This window comes from Cryobacterium sp. TMS1-13-1 (assembly GCF_004403125.1).
In the GTDB taxonomy this organism is placed as follows: Bacteria; Actinomycetota; Actinomycetes; order Actinomycetales; family Microbacteriaceae; genus Cryobacterium; species Cryobacterium levicorallinum.
Genome location: NZ_SOGX01000010.1, coordinates 241,006 through 258,678, shown reverse-complemented (window position 1 = coordinate 258,678; position 17,673 = coordinate 241,006). Strand labels below are relative to the sequence as shown.

General features: G+C 65.2%; 17 protein-coding genes. 3 read left to right on the top strand and 14 right to left on the bottom strand.

Features of this window, described 5'->3' with window-relative positions; genetic code table 11:
- Positions 1–6: 6 nt before the first annotated feature.
- The 11 genes from carB to E3T31_RS10485 all read right to left on the bottom strand — a co-directional run bounded on the left by carB (position 7) and on the right by E3T31_RS10485 (position 10,968).
- Positions 7–3,294, bottom strand: a complete 3,288-nt coding sequence (gene carB / locus E3T31_RS10535) for a carbamoyl-phosphate synthase large subunit (protein WP_134468677.1) — start codon at positions 3,292–3,294, stop codon at positions 7–9.
- Complete coding sequence (gene carA, locus E3T31_RS10530; RefSeq protein ID WP_134469247.1) at positions 3,294–4,427, bottom strand: glutamine-hydrolyzing carbamoyl-phosphate synthase small subunit; 1,134 nt, start codon at positions 4,425–4,427, stop codon at positions 3,294–3,296. The genes carB and carA overlap by 1 nt, the downstream gene beginning before the upstream one ends.
- Positions 4,428–4,515: 88 nt before the next feature.
- On the bottom strand, positions 4,516–5,049 hold the full coding sequence (locus E3T31_RS10525; RefSeq protein WP_134468676.1) for a hypothetical protein: 534 nt from the start codon (positions 5,047–5,049) through the stop codon (positions 4,516–4,518).
- A complete protein-coding gene (locus tag E3T31_RS10520) occupies positions 5,042–6,409 on the bottom strand; it encodes a dihydroorotase (RefSeq protein ID WP_174844872.1) in 1,368 nt (455 codons plus the stop codon). Before E3T31_RS10520 ends, E3T31_RS10525 begins: the two co-directional genes overlap by 8 nt.
- On the bottom strand, positions 6,399–7,361 hold the full coding sequence (locus tag E3T31_RS10515; protein ID WP_134468675.1) for an aspartate carbamoyltransferase catalytic subunit: 963 nt from the start codon (positions 7,359–7,361) through the stop codon (positions 6,399–6,401). Before E3T31_RS10515 ends, E3T31_RS10520 begins: the two co-directional genes overlap by 11 nt.
- The gene (pyrR, locus tag E3T31_RS10510) at positions 7,358–7,900 is read right to left on the bottom strand and encodes a bifunctional pyr operon transcriptional regulator/uracil phosphoribosyltransferase PyrR (protein WP_134468674.1); all 543 of its coding nucleotides are present in this window, start codon (positions 7,898–7,900) and stop codon (positions 7,358–7,360) included. Before pyrR ends, E3T31_RS10515 begins: the two co-directional genes overlap by 4 nt.
- Before the next feature lie 105 nt (positions 7,901–8,005).
- On the bottom strand, positions 8,006–8,944 hold the full coding sequence (locus E3T31_RS10505) for a thioredoxin domain-containing protein (protein ID WP_134468673.1): 939 nt from the start codon (positions 8,942–8,944) through the stop codon (positions 8,006–8,008).
- Between the two features lie 57 nt (positions 8,945–9,001).
- Positions 9,002–9,421, bottom strand: coding sequence for a transcription antitermination factor NusB (gene nusB, locus E3T31_RS10500; protein WP_134468672.1), 420 nt, complete (start codon positions 9,419–9,421; stop codon positions 9,002–9,004).
- Positions 9,418–9,981 carry an elongation factor P gene (efp, locus tag E3T31_RS10495; RefSeq protein ID WP_092107753.1) on the bottom strand — a complete coding sequence of 188 codons (564 nt, stop codon included), beginning with the start codon at positions 9,979–9,981 and terminating at the stop codon, positions 9,418–9,420. The genes nusB and efp overlap by 4 nt, the downstream gene beginning before the upstream one ends.
- 138 nt (positions 9,982–10,119) lie before the next feature.
- A complete protein-coding gene (locus E3T31_RS10490; RefSeq protein WP_092449097.1) occupies positions 10,120–10,554 on the bottom strand; it encodes a type II 3-dehydroquinate dehydratase in 435 nt (144 codons plus the stop codon).
- 9 nt (positions 10,555–10,563) lie between these two features.
- The gene (locus E3T31_RS10485) at positions 10,564–10,968 is read right to left on the bottom strand and encodes a hypothetical protein (RefSeq protein WP_134441007.1); all 405 of its coding nucleotides are present in this window, start codon (positions 10,966–10,968) and stop codon (positions 10,564–10,566) included.
- 295 nt (positions 10,969–11,263) lie between these two features.
- On the opposite strand from E3T31_RS10485, the gene E3T31_RS10480 reads away from it, so the two are divergent.
- The 3 genes from E3T31_RS10480 (at position 11,264) to E3T31_RS10470 (ending at position 14,820) form a co-directional block, all read left to right on the top strand.
- A complete protein-coding gene (locus E3T31_RS10480; RefSeq protein ID WP_241977827.1) occupies positions 11,264–12,616 on the top strand; it encodes a GAF domain-containing protein in 1,353 nt (450 codons plus the stop codon).
- Between the two features lie 58 nt (positions 12,617–12,674).
- The gene (locus E3T31_RS10475) at positions 12,675–14,198 is read left to right on the top strand and encodes an aldehyde dehydrogenase family protein (protein WP_134468670.1); all 1,524 of its coding nucleotides are present in this window, start codon (positions 12,675–12,677) and stop codon (positions 14,196–14,198) included.
- A gap of 142 nt (positions 14,199–14,340) precedes the next feature.
- A complete protein-coding gene (locus E3T31_RS10470) occupies positions 14,341–14,820 on the top strand; it encodes a DUF779 domain-containing protein (protein ID WP_134468669.1) in 480 nt (159 codons plus the stop codon).
- Positions 14,821–14,823: 3 nt separating this feature from the next.
- Here E3T31_RS10470 and aroB read toward each other — a convergent pair whose 3' ends face one another.
- The 3 genes from aroB to aroC are packed head-to-tail and all read right to left on the bottom strand — an operon-like array spanning position 14,824 to position 17,669.
- The gene (gene aroB, locus E3T31_RS10465; protein WP_134468668.1) at positions 14,824–15,912 is read right to left on the bottom strand and encodes a 3-dehydroquinate synthase; all 1,089 of its coding nucleotides are present in this window, start codon (positions 15,910–15,912) and stop codon (positions 14,824–14,826) included.
- 19 nt (positions 15,913–15,931) lie between these two features.
- Complete coding sequence (locus tag E3T31_RS10460; protein WP_174844871.1) at positions 15,932–16,453, bottom strand: shikimate kinase; 522 nt, start codon at positions 16,451–16,453, stop codon at positions 15,932–15,934.
- 7 nt (positions 16,454–16,460) lie between these two features.
- The gene (gene aroC / locus E3T31_RS10455; protein WP_134441012.1) at positions 16,461–17,669 is read right to left on the bottom strand and encodes a chorismate synthase; all 1,209 of its coding nucleotides are present in this window, start codon (positions 17,667–17,669) and stop codon (positions 16,461–16,463) included.
- Between the last annotated feature and the right edge of the window lie 4 nt (positions 17,670–17,673).

Genomic DNA, 17,673 nt, shown 5'->3' with positions numbered 1-17,673 from the left:
CGCCGTTCACAGTAAGGCCGTGCGGGCCGTGGCGTATTCCTGAAGCGAGGTCACCTCGAACCCGTCGCGAATCGAATCGATCGAGGCGACCGCAGCGCTGAGCTCGGCGATCGTGGTGAACAGGGGAAGGTCTCCGGCCACGGCGGCGGCGCGAATCTCGTACCCGTCGGCCCGGGCGGTGCTGCCACCGGGGGTGTTGATGACGATCTGGATCTCTTCGCGGCGAATGAGTTCGACGATTGAGACGTCGTCCTCCCCCGCCTTCTCGCTGAACTTGGTCACCACGCGCGCGCGGATCCCGTTTCGCTGCAGCACCTCGGCGGTGCCGATGGTTGCGGCGATGTCGTAGCCGAGCTGCTGCAGGCGCAGCATCGGCAGAATGATCGAGCGCTTGTCCCGGTCGGAGACCGACACGAAGACGGTGCCGGAGAGCGGGATTCCCCCGTACGCAGCGAGCTGGCTCTTGGCGAAGGCCCGCGGAAAGTCACGGTCGATGCCCATGACCTCGCCGGTGGAACGCATCTCCGGGCCGAGGATCGAGTCGACGACGAGGCCCTCCGGGGTGCGGAACCGATTGAACGGCAGCACCGCTTCCTTCACAGCAACCGGCGATTCGATCGGCACCCGGGAGCCGTCGATGAGCGGTAGCTTGCCCGCGGCCTTGAGTTCGGCGATAGTCGAACCGACCATGATGAGCGCTGCGGCCTTGGCCAGCGTGATGCCGAGGGCCTTGGCCACAAACGGCACTGTGCGGGAGGCGCGCGGGTTGGCTTCGAGTACGTAGAGCACGCCGGCGCCGATGGCGAACTGCACGTTGAGCAGGCCCTTCACGCCGATACCGCGGGCGATGCCGAGGGTGGCTTCGCGTACCCGGTCGATTTCGGCGCGACCGAGGGTGACCGGCGGCAGGGTGCAGCTCGAGTCCCCGGAGTGGATGCCGGCCTCTTCGATGTGCTCCATGACGCCGCCGATGTACAGCTCGTGGCCGTCATAGATGGCGTCAACGTCGATTTCGATTGCGTCGTCAAGAAAGCGGTCGACCAGAAGCGGATGCCCAGCGCCGATGATTCCCTGCCCGGCCATGCGGGTGAAGTAGTCCGCGAGTGAGGGGGAATCATAGACGATCTCCATGCCGCGGCCCCCGAGCACGTAGCTCGGACGCACCAGCACCGGGTAGCCGATTTCTTCGGCCACCACGACGGCGCCGCCGAAGTCGATCGCGGTGCCGTTGCGCGGCGCGAGCAGGCCGGCGTCGTCGAGAATCTTCGAGAACAGTCCGCGTTCCTCGGCGAGGTCGATGGCGTCGGGGGTGGTACCAAGAATGGGGACACCGGCCGCTTCGAGGCCGCGGGCCAGGCTCAGGGCGGTCTGGCCGCCAAGCTGCACGACCACACCGACGATTTCGCCGCTCTGACTCTCGGCGTAGATGACCTCGAGCACGTCTTCGAGCGTGAGCGGTTCAAAGTAGAGCCGGTCGCTCGTGTCGTAGTCGGTGGAGACCGTCTCCGGGTTGCAGTTGATCATGATGGTCTCGTAGCCGGCCTCGGACAGTGCGAAGGAGGCGTGTACGCAGGAGTAGTCGAATTCGACGCCCTGGCCGATGCGGTTCGGTCCGGAGCCGAGAATGACGACCTTGCGGCGGTCGCTGGCCACAACCTCGGTCTCGTCGTCGTAGCTGGAGTAGTGGTACGGCGTGAGGGCCGGGAACTCCCCCGCACAGGTGTCAACGGTCTTGAAGACCGGACGCACGCCGAGAATGTGACGTACGGTGCGGACATCCGCTTCGCCGAAACCGCGCAACTGCCCGATCTGAGCGTCGGAGAAGCCGTGGTCCTTGGCGAGGATCATCACGTCACGGTCGAGGCGGTCGGCAGCCCGGACCTGCTCGGAGATCTCGTTGATCAGCACGATCTGGTCGATGAACCACGGGTCGATCTTGGTCGCGGTGAAGACCTGGTCGATCGTCGCGCCGCGGCGCAGGGCCTGCTGCACGGTGACGATGCGGCCGTCGGTGGGAATCTCGGCGGCGGCGAGCAGTTCGTCAACAGAACGGGTTTCTTCGCCCCAGTGAAAGCTCGATCCGCGCTTCTCCAACGAGCGAAGGGCCTTCTGCAAAGCGGAAGCGAAGCTGCGCCCGATGGCCATCGCCTCACCGACCGACTTCATGGTCGTGGTCAGTCGCTGGTCGGCAGCCGGGAACTTCTCAAACGCGAAGCGCGGCACCTTGACCACGACGTAGTCGAGGGTCGGTTCAAAGCTCGCCGGGGTGACGCCGGTGATGTCGTTGGGAATCTCGTCGAGACGGTAGCCGAGGCTCAGCTTCGCGGCGATCTTGGCGATCGGAAAGCCGGTCGCCTTGCTGGCCAGGGCGGACGAGCGCGAGACGCGCGGGTTCATCTCGATGACGATGACCCGGCCGTCGGCCGGGTTGATGGCGAACTGAATGTTGCAGCCGCCGGTGTCGACGCCGACGGCGCGGATGATGTCGATTGAGATGTCGCGCAGGTGCTGGAACTCGCGGTCGGTCAGGGTCAGCGCGGGGGCGACGGTGATCGAGTCGCCGGTGTGCACACCGACCGGGTCGACGTTTTCGATGGAGCAGACGACGACCGTGTTGTCGGCCGTGTCGCGCATCATTTCGAGCTCGTATTCCTTCCAGCCGAGGATGGATTCTTCGAGCAGAACCTCGGTGGTCGGGCTGTGGTGCAGGCCGTCGGTGACGATGCGGCGCAGTTCCACCTCGGTGTAGGCGAAGCCCGAGCCGAGGCCCCCCATGGTAAAGGAGGGGCGTACGACGAGCGGGTAGCCGAGGTCTTCGGCGTAGCCGACGGCCTCCTCGACCGTCTTGGCGATGAAGGAGCGGGCTACGTCGGCGCCGGCGTCGAGCACGAGCTGCTTGAAGATCATGCGATCTTCGCCCTTGTTGATGGCGTCGAAGCTCGCCCCGATCAGCTCAACGTCGTACTTTTCGAGGATTCCGCGTTCGTGCAGCTGGATCGCCGCATTGAGCGCAGTCTGCCCGCCCAGGGTGGGCAGAATCGCATCCGGTCGTTCCTTGGCGATGATCGTCTCAAGAATTTCGGCCGTGATCGGTTCGATGTAGGTCGCGTCGGCAAAGTCGGGGTCGGTCATGATGGTGGCCGGGTTGGAATTGACGAGGATGACGCGCACGCCCTCTTCGCGCAGCACGCGGCAGGCCTGGGTGCCGGAGTAGTCAAACTCGCAGGCCTGGCCGATAACGATCGGGCCGCTGCCGATGACAAGAACACTGTTGATATCGTCGCGCTTGGGCATTATTTGGTTTCTCCTGCAACGGCTGACTGCGCAGCCAGAACAACGTCTCTGAATCGATCGAAAAGGTGGTTGGCGTCGTGTGGGCCGGAGGCGGCCTCCGGGTGGTACTGCACCGAGAAAGCGTTGATATCGAGGCAGCGGATGCCCTCGACCACTTGGTCGTTGAGGCTGTAGTGGCTCACCTCGACCCGACCGAATCCGGTGCGAGAGTCATGCACGCCCTCAATCGGCATATCAACGGCGAAGCCGTGGTTTTGCGAGGTGATCTCGACCCGCTCGGTGGTCTTGTCGAGAACCGGCTGGTTAATACCACGATGCCCGAACGGCAGCTTATAGGTGCGAAAACCGAGGGCACGGCCGAGCAGCTGGTTGCCGAAGCAGATACCGAAGTAGGGAATGCCCGCACGGAGTACTTCCTGCAGCAGATCCACGTGGGCGTCGGAAGCGGCCGGATCGCCGGGTCCGTTCGAGAAGAACAGGGCGGAGGGTTTCAGCGACAAAACGTGTTCGGCGGTGACCGACTGCGGAAGGACGAGCACCTCGAAGCCCCGTTCGGCGAGATAGGTGAGGGTGCTGGTCTTCACACCGAGGTCGAGCACCGCGACAGAGCCGATGCGTTCGCCCTGTGCGGGAATGGAGAAGGGTTCAACGGTCGAGACCTCGAGCGACAGGTTGCGGCCGCGCATAGCAGCGCCACCGAGCACGCGTTCGAGCTGCTCGCTGTCGGACAGGCCGAACAGGTCGCCCGAGAAGATTCCACTCTTCATGGCGCCCGCCGAGCGGATGTGGCGGGTGATCGCACGGGTGTCGATGCCGCTGATGCCGACGACGCCGTTTGCTTCGAGGTCATCGTCGAGGGTGCGGGTGGCGCGAAAATTTGAGGCGATCCGAGCGGGTTCGCGCACGATGAAGCCGGCCACCCAGATCTGCCTGGATTCCATATCTTCGTCGTTCATACCGGTATTGCCCACGTGCGGGGCGGTCATCAGCACGATCTGACCGGCGTAGGACGGGTCGGTCAGGGTTTCCTGATAGCCGGTCATACCGGTGGCGAAGACGATCTCGCCGAGCGTCTGTCCCTCGCTGCCGTAGCTGCGGCCGACGAAGCGGCGGCCGTCTTCGAGCACGAGCACGGCCGGGCCGGGCTTGTCGGTCACCAAGAAGGTGGAGGTCAGTGCAACGGATGCTTCTGCCTGGTCTGGTGCGGTCGAGTCGGGCACGTCAGGCCTCACTTTCGTCTTGATGGGCCGGGGCCGTAATGGTTCGGATCGAATCGATGAGGCGGGCTCTATCGTTCGGGTCGATGATGCGAAAGAAGCTGTCAACGTCGCGGCGGTCGGTGCCGGGCGTGTTCAGGCGCCAGCTCAGGCGAACCAGCCCGTCGGTTTCGACGACGCGATCGATGGCGAGCTGCGCTGCACCGACCTGGTCGATGGCGTCGCCGGGCATGTACAGGGGCGCGTTGCCGTCTAGGTCGAGGGTGATCCCCTGCGCGGTCACGGTCAGGGCGGCGCGGGCCCGAAAACCCAGGCCGGGAATGGCCAGTCGCTCCAGCGGGGCGTCCCGCGGGGTCGTGGCCACGTAATAGGCCTCGGCGGTCGCCAACACGTCGGCGGCAGCGCCGCCCTCCGGCCGGGGGTAACCGGCCGTGAGCGTACGGTCACGTTGGCTGCGCTTGTGCCAGCTGCGCCACATCAGTACGAGTACGCCCAGCAGAAAGAGCGCCGTAATGATGGTGGGAATGGACCTATCCATGGGTGGGGACTCCGCGCGCGTGGCCGGCTATTTCGAGGCTGCTGCGCGCGATTTCGCCCTGCACAGTTCCGTCGAGCACCGTGGCGTAGCCGCGGTGGAAGGTCGCCCGTACCTCGCCGGGCAGCGTCATCGACAGGTACGGCGAGTTCACGCTCGTGCCCGACAGGTCGGCGCGACCGAAGACGCGGGTGGCAGCGGGGTCGTACAGGGTCAGTTCGGCCGGCGACCCGACCGCGATCGGTTTGCCCTGACCGGTGATCCGGCCGATTTGAGCGGGCGCGCGCGACAGCACGCGTTCGATGTCGCACCAGTTGAGCATTCCGTTCGCGACGACCGCGGCGTGCACGACCGACAGGGCTGATTCCAGCCCGACCATGCCGTTGGCAGCGGCATCCCACTCGCAGTCCTTGCTTTCGGCCGGGTGCGGAGCGTGGTCGGTCGCGACGATGTCGATCGTGCCGTCGGCAAGTCCGGCCCGCAGCGCTTCGACGTCTTCACGGCTGCGCAACGGAGGATTGACCTTGAATCGGGCGTCGTAGCCGCGCACGAGATCTTCGGTGAGCAGCAGGTGGTGTGGGGTGACCTCGGCGGTCACCTGGATGCCGCGGGCCTTGGCCCAGCGGATGACGTCGACGGAGCCGGCGGTGGAAACGTGGCAGACGTGCAGGCGGGAGCCGACGTGTTCGGCCAAGAGTACGTCGCGGGCGATGATCGATTCCTCGGCGACGGCCGGCCAGCCTACGAGGCCGAGTTCGCCGGAGAGGGCGCCCTCGTTCATCTGGGCTTTTTCGGTCAGGCGTGGTTCCTGGGAGTGCTGCGCGATAACGCCGTCGAAGGACTTGACGTATTCGAGGGCGCGACGCATGAGGAGCGGGTCCGAGACGCAGAATCCGTCATCGGAAAATACCCGCACCCTGGCCCGACTCGACGCCATGGCACCCAGTTCGGCGAGTTGTTTGCCGGCCAACCCTACGGTGACCGCGCCGATCGGCTGAACGTCGACGTAGCCGGCGCTTTCGCCGAGCGCGAGCACCTGTTCGACCACCCCGGCGGTGTCCTGGGCCGGCAGAGTGTTGGCCATGGCGAACACACTCGTGAACCCGCCCCGGGCAGCGGCACGGCTGCCGCTCAGCACGGTTTCGCTGTGCTCGTACCCGGGTTCACGCAGGTGAGCGTGCAGGTCGACGAGGCCGGGCAACGCTACGAGGCCGTCGGCGTCGATCACGCTCGCGCCGCTCTGGGACAGTCCGGTTCCCAGCTCAGCGATGCGCGCACCATCCAAACGGATGTCCGTGCTCGTGCCGTCCGGCAGGGTCGCCCCGCGTATGAGCCAGCGTTGGGCAATTCCGTCAATCGGCATTCTTCGATTCCTTCCGGTCACCGGATAAGAGCAAGTAGAGCGCGGCCATTCGCACGGAGACGCCGTTGGTGACCTGTTCGAGCACGGTCGAGTTGGCGGAGTCGGCCGCCGCGGATGAGATCTCCAGACCGCGATTCATCGGGCCGGGGTGCATAACAATGCTAGCCGGACCGAGCCGACCGAATCGCGCGTCATCCAGCCCCCAGACCCGGGAGTACTCGCGGGTGCTGGGGAAGAAGGCCGCGCTCATCCGTTCAGTCTGAATGCGCAGCATCATGACCACATCCGGGCCGGCATCGATGGCGTCGTCCAGGTCGAAGCTGAACCGGGCGGGCCAGAGCGAGGTATCACTCGGCAGCAGCGTCGGCGGGGCGACGAACGTGACCTCGGCGCCGAGGGTGGTGAGCAGCCATAGGTTGGAGCGGGCGACGCGGGAGTGCAGCACGTCGCCGACGATCGTGACGGTGACGTCATCGAGTCCCTTGCCGCGGGATGCCGCTCCGTGGATGCGGCGTCGGATGGTGAAGGCGTCGAGCAGCGCCTGGGTGGGATGTTCGTGGGTACCGTCGCCGGCGTTGATGATGCCGGCATCGATCCATCCGCTGGCGGCGAGCACCGCGGGGGCGCCGGAGGCCGGGTGGCGAATGACGACGCCGTCGGCGCCGATCGCGGCGAGGGTCTGCGCGGTGTCCTTGAGGCTTTCGCCCTTGGAGACGCTGGATCCCTTGGCGCTGAAGTTGATCACATCGGCGCTCAGCCGCTTCGCGGCGGCCTCAAACGAGATGCGGGTGCGGGTGGAGTCTTCGAAGAACAGGTTGACGACGGTCTTGCCGCGCAGGGTCGGGAGTTTTTTGACCTCACGCTGGGCGACATCCGCCATGTCCTCGGCAATGTCGAGCAGGTTGATGACCTCATCGCGGGCGAGGTCCTTGGTCGAGAGCAGATGCCTCATTGCTCACTCCGCCCGTCGATCGAGACGAATTCGTCGCCGTCGACCTCGTCGATGTGCACGTTGATGCGCTCGTCGGCAGCCGTTGGCAGGTTGCGACCGACGAAATCAGCGCGGATCGGCAGTTCGCGGTGCCCGCGGTCGACGAGCACGGCCAGCCGCACGATGTTCGGGCGGCCGTGGTCGCCGAGCGCATCCAGAGCACTGCGGATGGTGCGCCCCGAGTAGAGCACGTCATCGACGAGGACCACCGTGGCGCCGTTGATGCTGCCGGGGATCTGGGTGCGCGAGGGGGTGCGCGTGCGGCCGTGCGCGAGGTCATCGCGGTACAGCGTCACGTCCAGGGAACCGACCCGCACCGGGGTCGCGGCCGGTTCGATCCGCTGGATGATCTCGGCAATCCGGTGGGCCAGAATGACGCCGCGGGTCGGAATGCCGAGGATGACGAGGTTGTCCGGGCCGCGATTGGACTCCAGGATCTCGTGGGAGATTCGAGTCAACGCGCGGGTGATGTCAGCCTGAGTGAGCACAATGTGCGCCAAATGCCGACCTCCTTCCCCGTCTCACAGGACGGATCATTAAAGGATGTCTGAATGGGTTTAGCTTAGCCGTTCCCGAGCCGGGAGTCTGCCTGGAGTGCGAGGCCGCTAGAAGGCGCCGGCGACGAAGGCGGAGAATTCGGCCTGATTGGTGAGGCTGCCCCGATATTGCGCGCCGTCAACAAGCACGGTCGGGGTGCCGGATACGGCCTCGATCTCGGCTCCCTCGATCGGACCGGTCAGCGCGGACTCGGTGTTCCGCTGCGACCAGGCCTGATAGTCCCCGTTTTGAATACAGTCGGCGATGCTCGCATCACCCCCAGCCAGGTCGGCGATCTCGGCGTCGCTCAGGCCCGTGGTGTTCTCGAGCGGCTGGTTCGCGAACAGCTCTGACAGAAAATCGAGGGTCTCGCCGGGGTTGAGCGTGGCCTGGCAGGTCAGTGCCGCCGAAGCCCGACTCGAGTAGTTCGTGCCCTGCGATTTGCTGTCCAGAAAGGTCAATGAGTGCACGCGCAGGGTGATGACGCCGCTCTCGACACCGGCGAGAAGCAATTCCCCATTGGTCTGCTCGAACTGAGCGCAGAACGGGCACATCGGATCGATGTACTCGTCGATAATAACCGGACCGGCACCGAATTCGAGATAGCCGCCATCGAAGTTGGCGGCGCCCAGCTCACCGGTCGGCAGCGGAGCTGACGACGAGCTGGACGAGCCCACGTTGGATCCAACGGTCACCAGAAATGCTGCGAGAGCGGATGCGAAGATGACCGCGAGTGCCACCAGGATCACGAACACCGCGGTGCTGACGTACCCGATGATGAGGCCGACCAGGGCGAAACCGCGGCCGACCTCACCGCGAGCTCGAATCTGCCCGAGGGCGATGTGACCCGTGATGATGCCGACGAGCCCGATCACCAATGACGAGACGAACGCCACGATCGCCATGGTGTTGGTCTTCGGCGCCAGCGCAAAGGGGGTTATCAGCTCGGCCGGCGGCGCGTACGGGTTCGGCCGGTTCGGCTGGGCGCCTTGTCCGGTGCTGGTCATCTTCGTGCCCTTCGTTGACGGTGCGCGCTGGAAGCGGCGATTCGCCGAGCGGTCGAGTTAGGGCGACGGAGCGGTCTGAGCGATCTTGCCGAGCAATCCGTTGACAAACCCGGCCGAGTCATCCGTTGAGAGAATTTTGGCCGCTTCAACGGCCTCATCGATCGCGACGGCGTGCGGAACGGCGTCGTTGTACAGAATCTCCCAGATTCCGATGCGCAGAATGGCGCGATCAATGTTGGGCATGCGCGCGAGGGACCAGCCCTGCGAGTACGTTTCGATCAGTTCATCGATCTCCTCGCGGTGGTCGACGACCCCATCGACGAGCTCACGGGCGTAGAGCCAGGAAGCCAGACGTGCCGGCTCGCTCGCGGCGCGCTCGGCCTCGGTCGCGAGCGACTGGGGAATGCTGATCTGACGCACATCGGCGGCATACAGAATGTCGATGGCGCGCTTGCGGGCCTTGGTACGAGCGCTCATTCGTTGACGCGACCGAGGTAGTCGCCGGTGCGGGTGTCGACCTTGACCTTGGTGCCCTGCTCGAGGAACAGCGGAACCTGAATCTGGTAGCCGGTCTCCACTGTGGCCGGCTTGGTGCCGCCGGTGGAACGGTCGCCCTGCAGGCCCGGCTCGGTGTAGGTGATTTCGAGGGTGACGGATGCCGGCAGCTCGACATAGAGCGGGTTGCCGTTGTGCAGCGCCACGGTCACGGCCTGGTTTTCGAGCATGAAGTTGCTCGCATCGCCGACGACGGCGGCGGAGACGGTGATCTGGTCGTAGTCGGCCACATCCATGAAAACGTAGGCGTCGCCGTCGTTGTAGAGGTACTGAAAGTCGCGGCGATCGACGTTTTCGGTCTCGATCTTCGCGCCGGCGTTGAACGTGCGGTCAACGGTCTTGCCCGAGACGACGTTCTTCATCTTGGTGCGAACGAAGGCGCCACCCTTGCCCGGCTTGACGTGCTGAAACTCGACGACGGCCCAAAGCTGGCCATCCATGTTGAGTACGACGCCGTTTCTGATATCAGCGGTAGAAGCCATGGGAGGGGTGTTCCGTTCAATTGATAAGGTGCGCGGGTGCAAATGGCACCTCATCGAGTCTACGTGTCCAAGCCACAGGTTTCAAAGGCACAGCTTTCAAAGGCACAGGTTCCAAAGGCAATGCCGAGCAATTGTCGATTACGGCTGGGTGACGAAGTCGAGCGCCAGGCGATACGAGTCGAAGCCGAGGCCCGCGATCACGCCGGTCGCGATGGCGCTCACGACGCTGGTGTGGCGAAACGTCTCGCGCGCGTGCGGGTTCGAGATGTGCACCTCGATCAGCGGCAGGCCGGCCTTGGTCACGAGGGCCGCGGCATCCCGCAGGGCGTAGCTGTAGTGGGTAAACGCGGCGGGATTCAGGATCACCGGCATCCGCTCATCGACGGCCTCATACAGCCAGTGGATGAGTTCGGCCTCGTCGTCGGTCTGCCGCAGGTCAATCACGACTCCATCACGAGCGGATGCGACGAGCAGCGCACGCAGATCGTCCAGGTTGGCCGACCCATAGACATCGGGTTCACGACTGCCCAGGCGCCCGAGGTTCGGACCGTTCAGAACCAGCACTGTATTCATCGCCTCAGCCTAGGGCGTGAGAACCGCGACTCCGTCGTCGTGCGCGACGAACAGGCCCGTGATGCGCATGAGCTTCCCGAAAGACTGGGTCAATTCGGCGGCCCAGGCCTGGTCCGGTGCGGTCAGGGCTGCGGAGCCCGGCCGCTCCAGAGTCAGAATGATGCTGCCGCCAGGAGCCTCCTGGGCGAGCATGTCGTTGATGCGCACGGCGAAGGGCTGGGTTGACCCGGGCTCGGGCCGCACCGGAATGCCGTCAATCGGGATTAGCACGGACAACTGCTGACCATACGGATCGAGCAACATGAGCCAGAGCTGTGGACGGATGGCGTGACCGACCAAGTCGAACACGCGCGTGCGGGCCTCCTGCAGTGTGGTCACGGGCGGGGCATCTTCGAGTTTCGTTGTCATCGTCATGCGCCCAGAATGGGCGGGACATCCGCCTGCACCGAGGTAATGCACAGAAAATATGTGCCACTACTTCCCTGTGGATATCTTCCGGCGACGAGATCGGGGCCGTCGCTCCCATGGCAGGTTCGTAGACCTCGCGCCTGTGGGCTGATCGAACAACCGTGGTTCAGAGTCCAAAAGGGAAGAGACTGCCCAGCGCTCCGGGAAATCTCTGGCAGCTAACCTAGACTGACATCGACGCCGGTCTCGGCAGCACGAACCCGACCACTGCTAACGGAGGCAGACGCTCATGGGATACGGCTTGAAGAGTTCTTCGTCGGTCCCGACCGGCGACGAGCGGGAGAGCATTGTCGCCCTGGAGCGGGCCCACGAATCCGCCATCACCGATCGGGTCTTTCAAACCGGGGTGCGCCAGCTCGTGCAGGACTCCTGGCAGCGTTCACTGTCGCTCCGCCTCGACCCGTCGAGTGTGGTTCCTGAGCGGACGCTGACCGACAGCGAATTGCGCGACCTGCGCAATCAGCATCCGCTCGCCGCAGTGCTACCCGTCGTGCACAACCTGCTCATCCGCCACGCCATCGACGCCGAGCTGATCGTTGCCATCGGTGACGAATCCGGTCGGCTGCTCTGGATCGACGGCGATCGAGTGCTGCGCCGCCGGGTTGAGGAGATGCTCTTCGTCGAGGGCGCCGACTGGTCGGAGAGCCGGGTCGGCACGAGCGCACCGGGAACTGCGCTCGCCCTCGACCGCGGAATCCAGATTCGGCGCGCTGAACACTTCAACGCTCTGGCGCACCCGTGGAGCTGCACGGCGGTGCCCATTCACGACCCGGACACCGGCAAGATCCTGGGGGTCATCGACATCACCGGCGGCGACCAAGCTGTCTCACCACAAACTCTGCCGCTGGTCGAGGCTGCCGTCGCCGCGATGGAAGCGGAGCTGCGCATCCAACGCCTCGACCGACCGGCCGATTCACCGCCCGCCCAGCGGTCGCGGGCATCGGTGTCGGTGAGCGTGCCGCGACTGGCACCGGCCGGCCTGAGCGTTCTCGGTACCGATCACGGCCAGCTGCACTGCGGCAGCAGCACAGTGGATGTCTCGCCCCGCCACACCGAGATTCTCACGCTCCTGACCTGGCACCGCGAAGGACTTTCCGCCGATCGCCTGGCCAGCTTTCTCTCGGACCAGGACACTGCGGTGGAGACGCTGCGCGCCGAAATGGTGCGGGTACGGAAGGTACTCGCGCTCCTCGACTCCCCCATCACGATCACGTCCCGCCCGTATCGGTTGGAATCCAAACTCGAGCTCGATGCCCAACGCGTGCTGGCCTTCCTCGAGCGCGGCGCCCACCGCGTCGCCCTGGGCGCCTACCGCGGAGCTGTGCTGCCGGCATCGTCAGCGCCGGGTATCGTCGAAATTCGCCAGGAAGTGAGCAGCCGGCTGCGCGAAGCCATGCTCGCCGATGCGTCGGTCGAACTGCTGCTCAGCTACGCGCGCACCGAAGAGGCCACCTGGGACACCGAGGTGTGGCGTGCCTGCCTGGAGCTGCTCCCGGCCCGTTCACCCAAACGCGCAATGGTCGTGGCGCATCTGGCGCGCATTGAAGACGAAATCGGCGGGCATCGCAACATTCTGCAACGTTCCCGCTCCTAGAGTCGAAGCAGGCCGCAGCATTGCGAGCCCGACACCGTCGTCGATATATAGGAGTGACATGACCGTCTATGCAGTCCCCGGAACACCCGGCTCCAAAGTTACCTTTAAGTCGCGGTACGAGAACTGGATCGGCGGCGAATGGGTCGCCCCGGTCAAGGGCCAGTACTTCGAAGACATCACCCCCGTCACCGGCAAGCCGTTCGCCGAGGTCGCTCGCGGAACGGCCGAAGACATCGAGCTGGCCCTCGACGCCGCGCACAAGGCCGCCCCGGCCTGGGGCAAGACCAGCCCCACCGAGCGCGCAGCCGTGCTGAACAAGATCGCCGACATCATCGACGCCAACACCGAAATGCTCGCCGTCGCCGAGACCTGGGACAACGGCAAGGCCGTGCGCGAGACCATCAACGCCGACATCCCCCTCGCCGCCGACCACTTCCGTTACTTCGCCTCGGCGATCCGCGCCCAGGACGGCGACCACGCCCAGCTCGACGGCGACACCGTCTCATACCAGTTCCACGAACCGCTCGGCGTCGTCGGCCAGATCATCCCCTGGAACTTCCCCATCCTGATGGCCGTCTGGAAGCTCGCCCCGGCCCTCGCCGCCGGCAACGCCGTCGTCCTCAAGCCCGCCGAACAGACCCCGGTCTCGATCCTCGTGCTGCTGGAACTCATCGGCGATATCCTCCCCCCGGGCGTTGTCAACGTCGTCAACGGTTTCGGCCTGGAGGCCGGCAAGCCGCTCGCCTCGAGCAACCGCATCCGTAAGATCGCCTTCACCGGTGAGACCACGACCGGTCGCCTCATTTTGCAATACGCCTCGGCCAACATCATTCCATCGACCGTTGAGCTCGGCGGCAAGAGCCCGAACATCTTCTTCAGCGACGTCGCGCAGGAGAAGGATGCCTTCTACGACAAGGCCCAGGAAGGCTTCGTGCTGTTCGCCTTCAACCAGGGCGAGGTCTGCACGGCCCCAAGCCGCGCCCTGCTGCAGAAGCCGATCTACGACAGCTTCCTCGGCGACGCTGTCACCCGCGCTAAGAAGATCATTCAGGGCAACCCGCTCGACACCGACACCCAGATGGGCGCGCAGGCCAGCAACGACCAGCTCGAGAAGATCCTCTCCTACATCGACATCGGAACCAAGGAGGGTGCCAAGTTGGCCCTCGGTGGCGAACGCGCCGACCTCGGCGGCGACCTCACCGACGGCTACTACGTGCAGCCAACCATCTTCGAGGGCCACAACAAGATGCGCCTGTTCCAGGAGGAGATCTTCGGACCGGTGCTGGCCGTGACGAGCTTCACGGACTACGACGATGCCATCTCGATCGCCAACGACACCATCTATGGTCTCGGTGCCGGGGTCTGGTCGCGCAACGGCAACGTCGCCTACCGGGCTGGCCGTGATATCCAGGCCGGTCGCGTCTGGGTCAACAACTATCACGCCTATCCGGCCGGTGCCGCTTTCGGAGGCTACAAGAGCTCAGGAATCGGCCGCGAAAACAACAAACTCGCCCTCGGTCACTACCAGCAGACCAAAAACCTGCTCGTGTCGTACTCCGAGAACAAGCTCGGCTTCTTCTAAACCGAACCGTTAGACCAGAGGATGCCAACCCGTTCGGTGGGAGTTCGCTGAAGGTCTGGCCCGGGGGCTGTCGACGACGTAACGTCGTAGGCAGCCCCCCTTCAGCAGTAGAAGGGTCCGCCATGAGCAGAAAGGTCCGTCAATGTCGACTTCAACAATAACCGCGTCGGTCACGATCGCCGGCGAAACCGTTCCCCGCGTCAAGCTCACACCCGTCGCCGTTGACCTGCTCCGCAGCCTGTGGGAGGAACACGGCCCGCTCATGTTCCACCAGTCCGGTGGCTGCTGCGACGGCAGTTCGCCGATGCTGTTCATGGCCGACGAGTTCATCACCTCCGACCAGGACGTGCGGCTCGGCCAATTCGATCTCGCTCCGGCCGGCGACCCCGCCCAGCCGCTCGACTTCTGGATGTCAGCCGAACAGTTCAACTACTGGAGCCACACCTTTCTCACGGTCGACGTGGTGCCCGGCCGTGGCAGCGGCTTCAGTGCAGAGGCCCCGCGCGGCGTGCGCTTTCTGATCCGTTCCGAGCTCATGACCACGATGACCCCGTTTGCCGGCACTGACCAGATCGAAGCGGATGCCGTAGCCCCGCCCGCGCAGGCGACGATCCCGGCGTAGCGCCTACTGCCCGATCGCCTGGTAGGCGCTGAACAGCAACGAGGCGTCCGGGCCTTCGAGGATGGTGGGCTTGCCCACATCGTCGAGGACCACGAAGCGCAACATCCCGCTGCGGGTTTTCTTGTCGCGCTGCATGGTGGCCAGCAGGGTGGGCCAGCGTCCGACCGGGTAACCGGTCGGCAGGGTCAGCGATTCCAGGATGCTGCGGTGCCGGTCGACGACCCCCACCGACAGCCGTCCGCTGAGCGCGGCCAGTTCCGCAGCGAACATCATGCCGACGGCGACGGCCGCGCCGTGGCGCCAGCCATAGCGTTCGGCGTGCTCGACGGCGTGGCCGAGGGTGTGACCGTAGTTGAGGATCTCGCGGAGGCCGGCTTCCTTGAAGTCCTCCCCCACGATGCGCGCCTTCATGGCAATCGACAGTTCGATCAGCCGGCGAAATTCGGGGGTGGTCGGGTCGGTGGCGCGCTCGACATCCGCTTCGATGATGTCGAGAATTTCGGGAACCTGGATGAAGCCGGCCTTGACGATTTCGGCGAAGCCCGCGAGGATCTCGTTTTTCGGCAGGGCGTCGAGCAGGTCGAGGTCGCACAAGACGGCGGCAGGCGCGTAGAAGGTGCCGACGAGGTTCTTGCCCTCCGCGGTATTGATGCCGTTCTTGCCGCCGACGGCCGCGTCGACCATGCCGAGCACGCTCGTGGGAATCTGCACGAGCTTCACGCCACGCAGCCAGGTGGCGGCCACGAATCCGGCGAGGTCGGTCACTGCGCCACCGCCGAGGCCGATCACGGCGTCGGTGCGGCTGAAGTCGGACTGGCCCATGACACCCCAGCAGAACGCGGCAACCTCAACCCGCTTGGCCGCTTCGGCGTCGGGAATTTCGGCCAGCAAAACCTCGGCGTAGGTTTCGAGCAGGCTGTCTCGCAGGGCGACCGCGCGGGCGCCGACGGTCGAGGTGTGCACGATGAGCACTTTGTTGACACCGGTGCCGAGCTGCTCGGCGACGGTGTTGACCAGCCCACGCCCCACGCTGACCGGATAGCTGTCGACCCCGGTCACGGTGATCACGGTGGTACTGGTCTGTTCGGTCATCTGTGTTGTCCCTAACTTCTCAATCATCATTTCTTTCTTGTACCCAATTTACGATCTCATCGGCGATGCCGGTGATCGGTCGGTTGGAGGTGTCCAGGCGAATCGTCGCGAGGGCCTCATAGATGGGGCGGCGCTGGTTGTAGATGCGTTCCCAGTCGCCGATACCGCCGGCCAGGAGAGGCCGTTTGCTGCCGCCGAGGCGGGCCTCGACGGCCGCGGTGGTCACGCTGAGGTAAACCACGGTCGCGAATTCGAGGTCGGCCTGCGTCTCGGCGTGCAGCACTGCTCCCCCACCGAGGGAGATGACGGCCGGCTCGCCGAGGGCCCAGTCCACCGCTTCGCGTTCGACGATGCGAAAGTACTCTTCGCCCTCACGCGCGAAGATCTCCGCAATCGGACCGTAACTTTCGACGATGCGCTTGTCGGTGTCGATGAACGGCAAATTCAGGTCGCGCGCCACTCGACGACCGATCCTGGTCTTGCCGGCGGCCATCGGACCGATGAACACGATCGGCAACAAGGCGTTCCGCAGAGTCAGCATCGCAGGTCTAGAGCGACGCGTCGCTCGACGCGCCCGTGCGCAGGTTCGCCGGAATGTTGGCGAGGTACGACTCCAAGTTGCGCCGGGTCTCCCCGATCGAGTCGCCGCCGAACTTCTCCAGCACCGAGTTCGCGAGCACGAGCGCCACCATGGCCTCGGCCACAACGCCGGCCGCCGGAACCGCACAGACGTCGGAGCGTTGGTGGTGCGCCGGGGCCGGCTCGCTCGTGGCGACATCGACGGTGCGCAGCGCCCGCGGAATGGTCGCGATCGGCTTCATGCCGGCCCGCACGCGCAGCACGGTTCCGGTACTCATGCCGCCCTCGGTTCCGCCGGCCTTGTCACTGACTCGCTGAATGGCTCCATCCGCTTGTACGAGTTCGTCGTGTGCCTCGGAGCCGCGGCGGCGCGTGGTCTCGAAGCCGTCGCCGACCTCGACCCCCTTGATCGCCTGGATCCCCATGAGCGCGGCGGCCAGCTGGGAATCCAACCGACGATCCCAGTGCACGAAAGAGCCAAGCCCGGGGGGAAGATTGTAGGCGAGCACCTCGACGACGCCGCCGAGGGTGTCGCCGTCGTGATGGGCAGCATCCACTTCAGCCACCATCAGAGCGGATGTCGCGGCGTCGAAACAGCGCAGCAGATCAGCATCGAGCGTGTCGACGTCCTCAGGCTCAGGAAGCGGCGCGCCGTCGGGCACGCGGACCGGCCCGATGGCGATGGTGTGGCTGACCAGGTGGATTCCGAGTTCGTTCAGGAATGAGCGGGCGACGGCGCCGAGCGCGACGCGGGCGGCGGTCTCGCGGGCACTCGCGCGCTCCAGCACGGGGCGCGCCTCGTCAAAACCGTACTTCTGCATGCCGGCGAGGTCGGCGTGACCCGGGCGGGGCCTGGTCAATGGCGCCCCGCGGCCACGCGTCAGGGTGGCCGGGTCGACCGGGGCGGCGCTCATCACATCGACCCATTTGGGCCATTCGGAGTTGCCAATGCGCAGTGCGACCGGGCCGCCGAGGGTGAGGCCATGCCGAACGCCGCCGGAGAGGGTGAGCTCGTCCTCTTCGAATTTCATGCGCGCGCCCCGGCCGTAGCCGAGTTTGCGGCGCGCGAGATCGAGGCGGATCGAATCAAGGGAGACCGGGATTCCTGCGGGCAAACCCTCGACAATAGCGATGAGTTCGGGGCCGTGGGATTCTCCGGCGGTGAGCCAACGAAGCATGGTT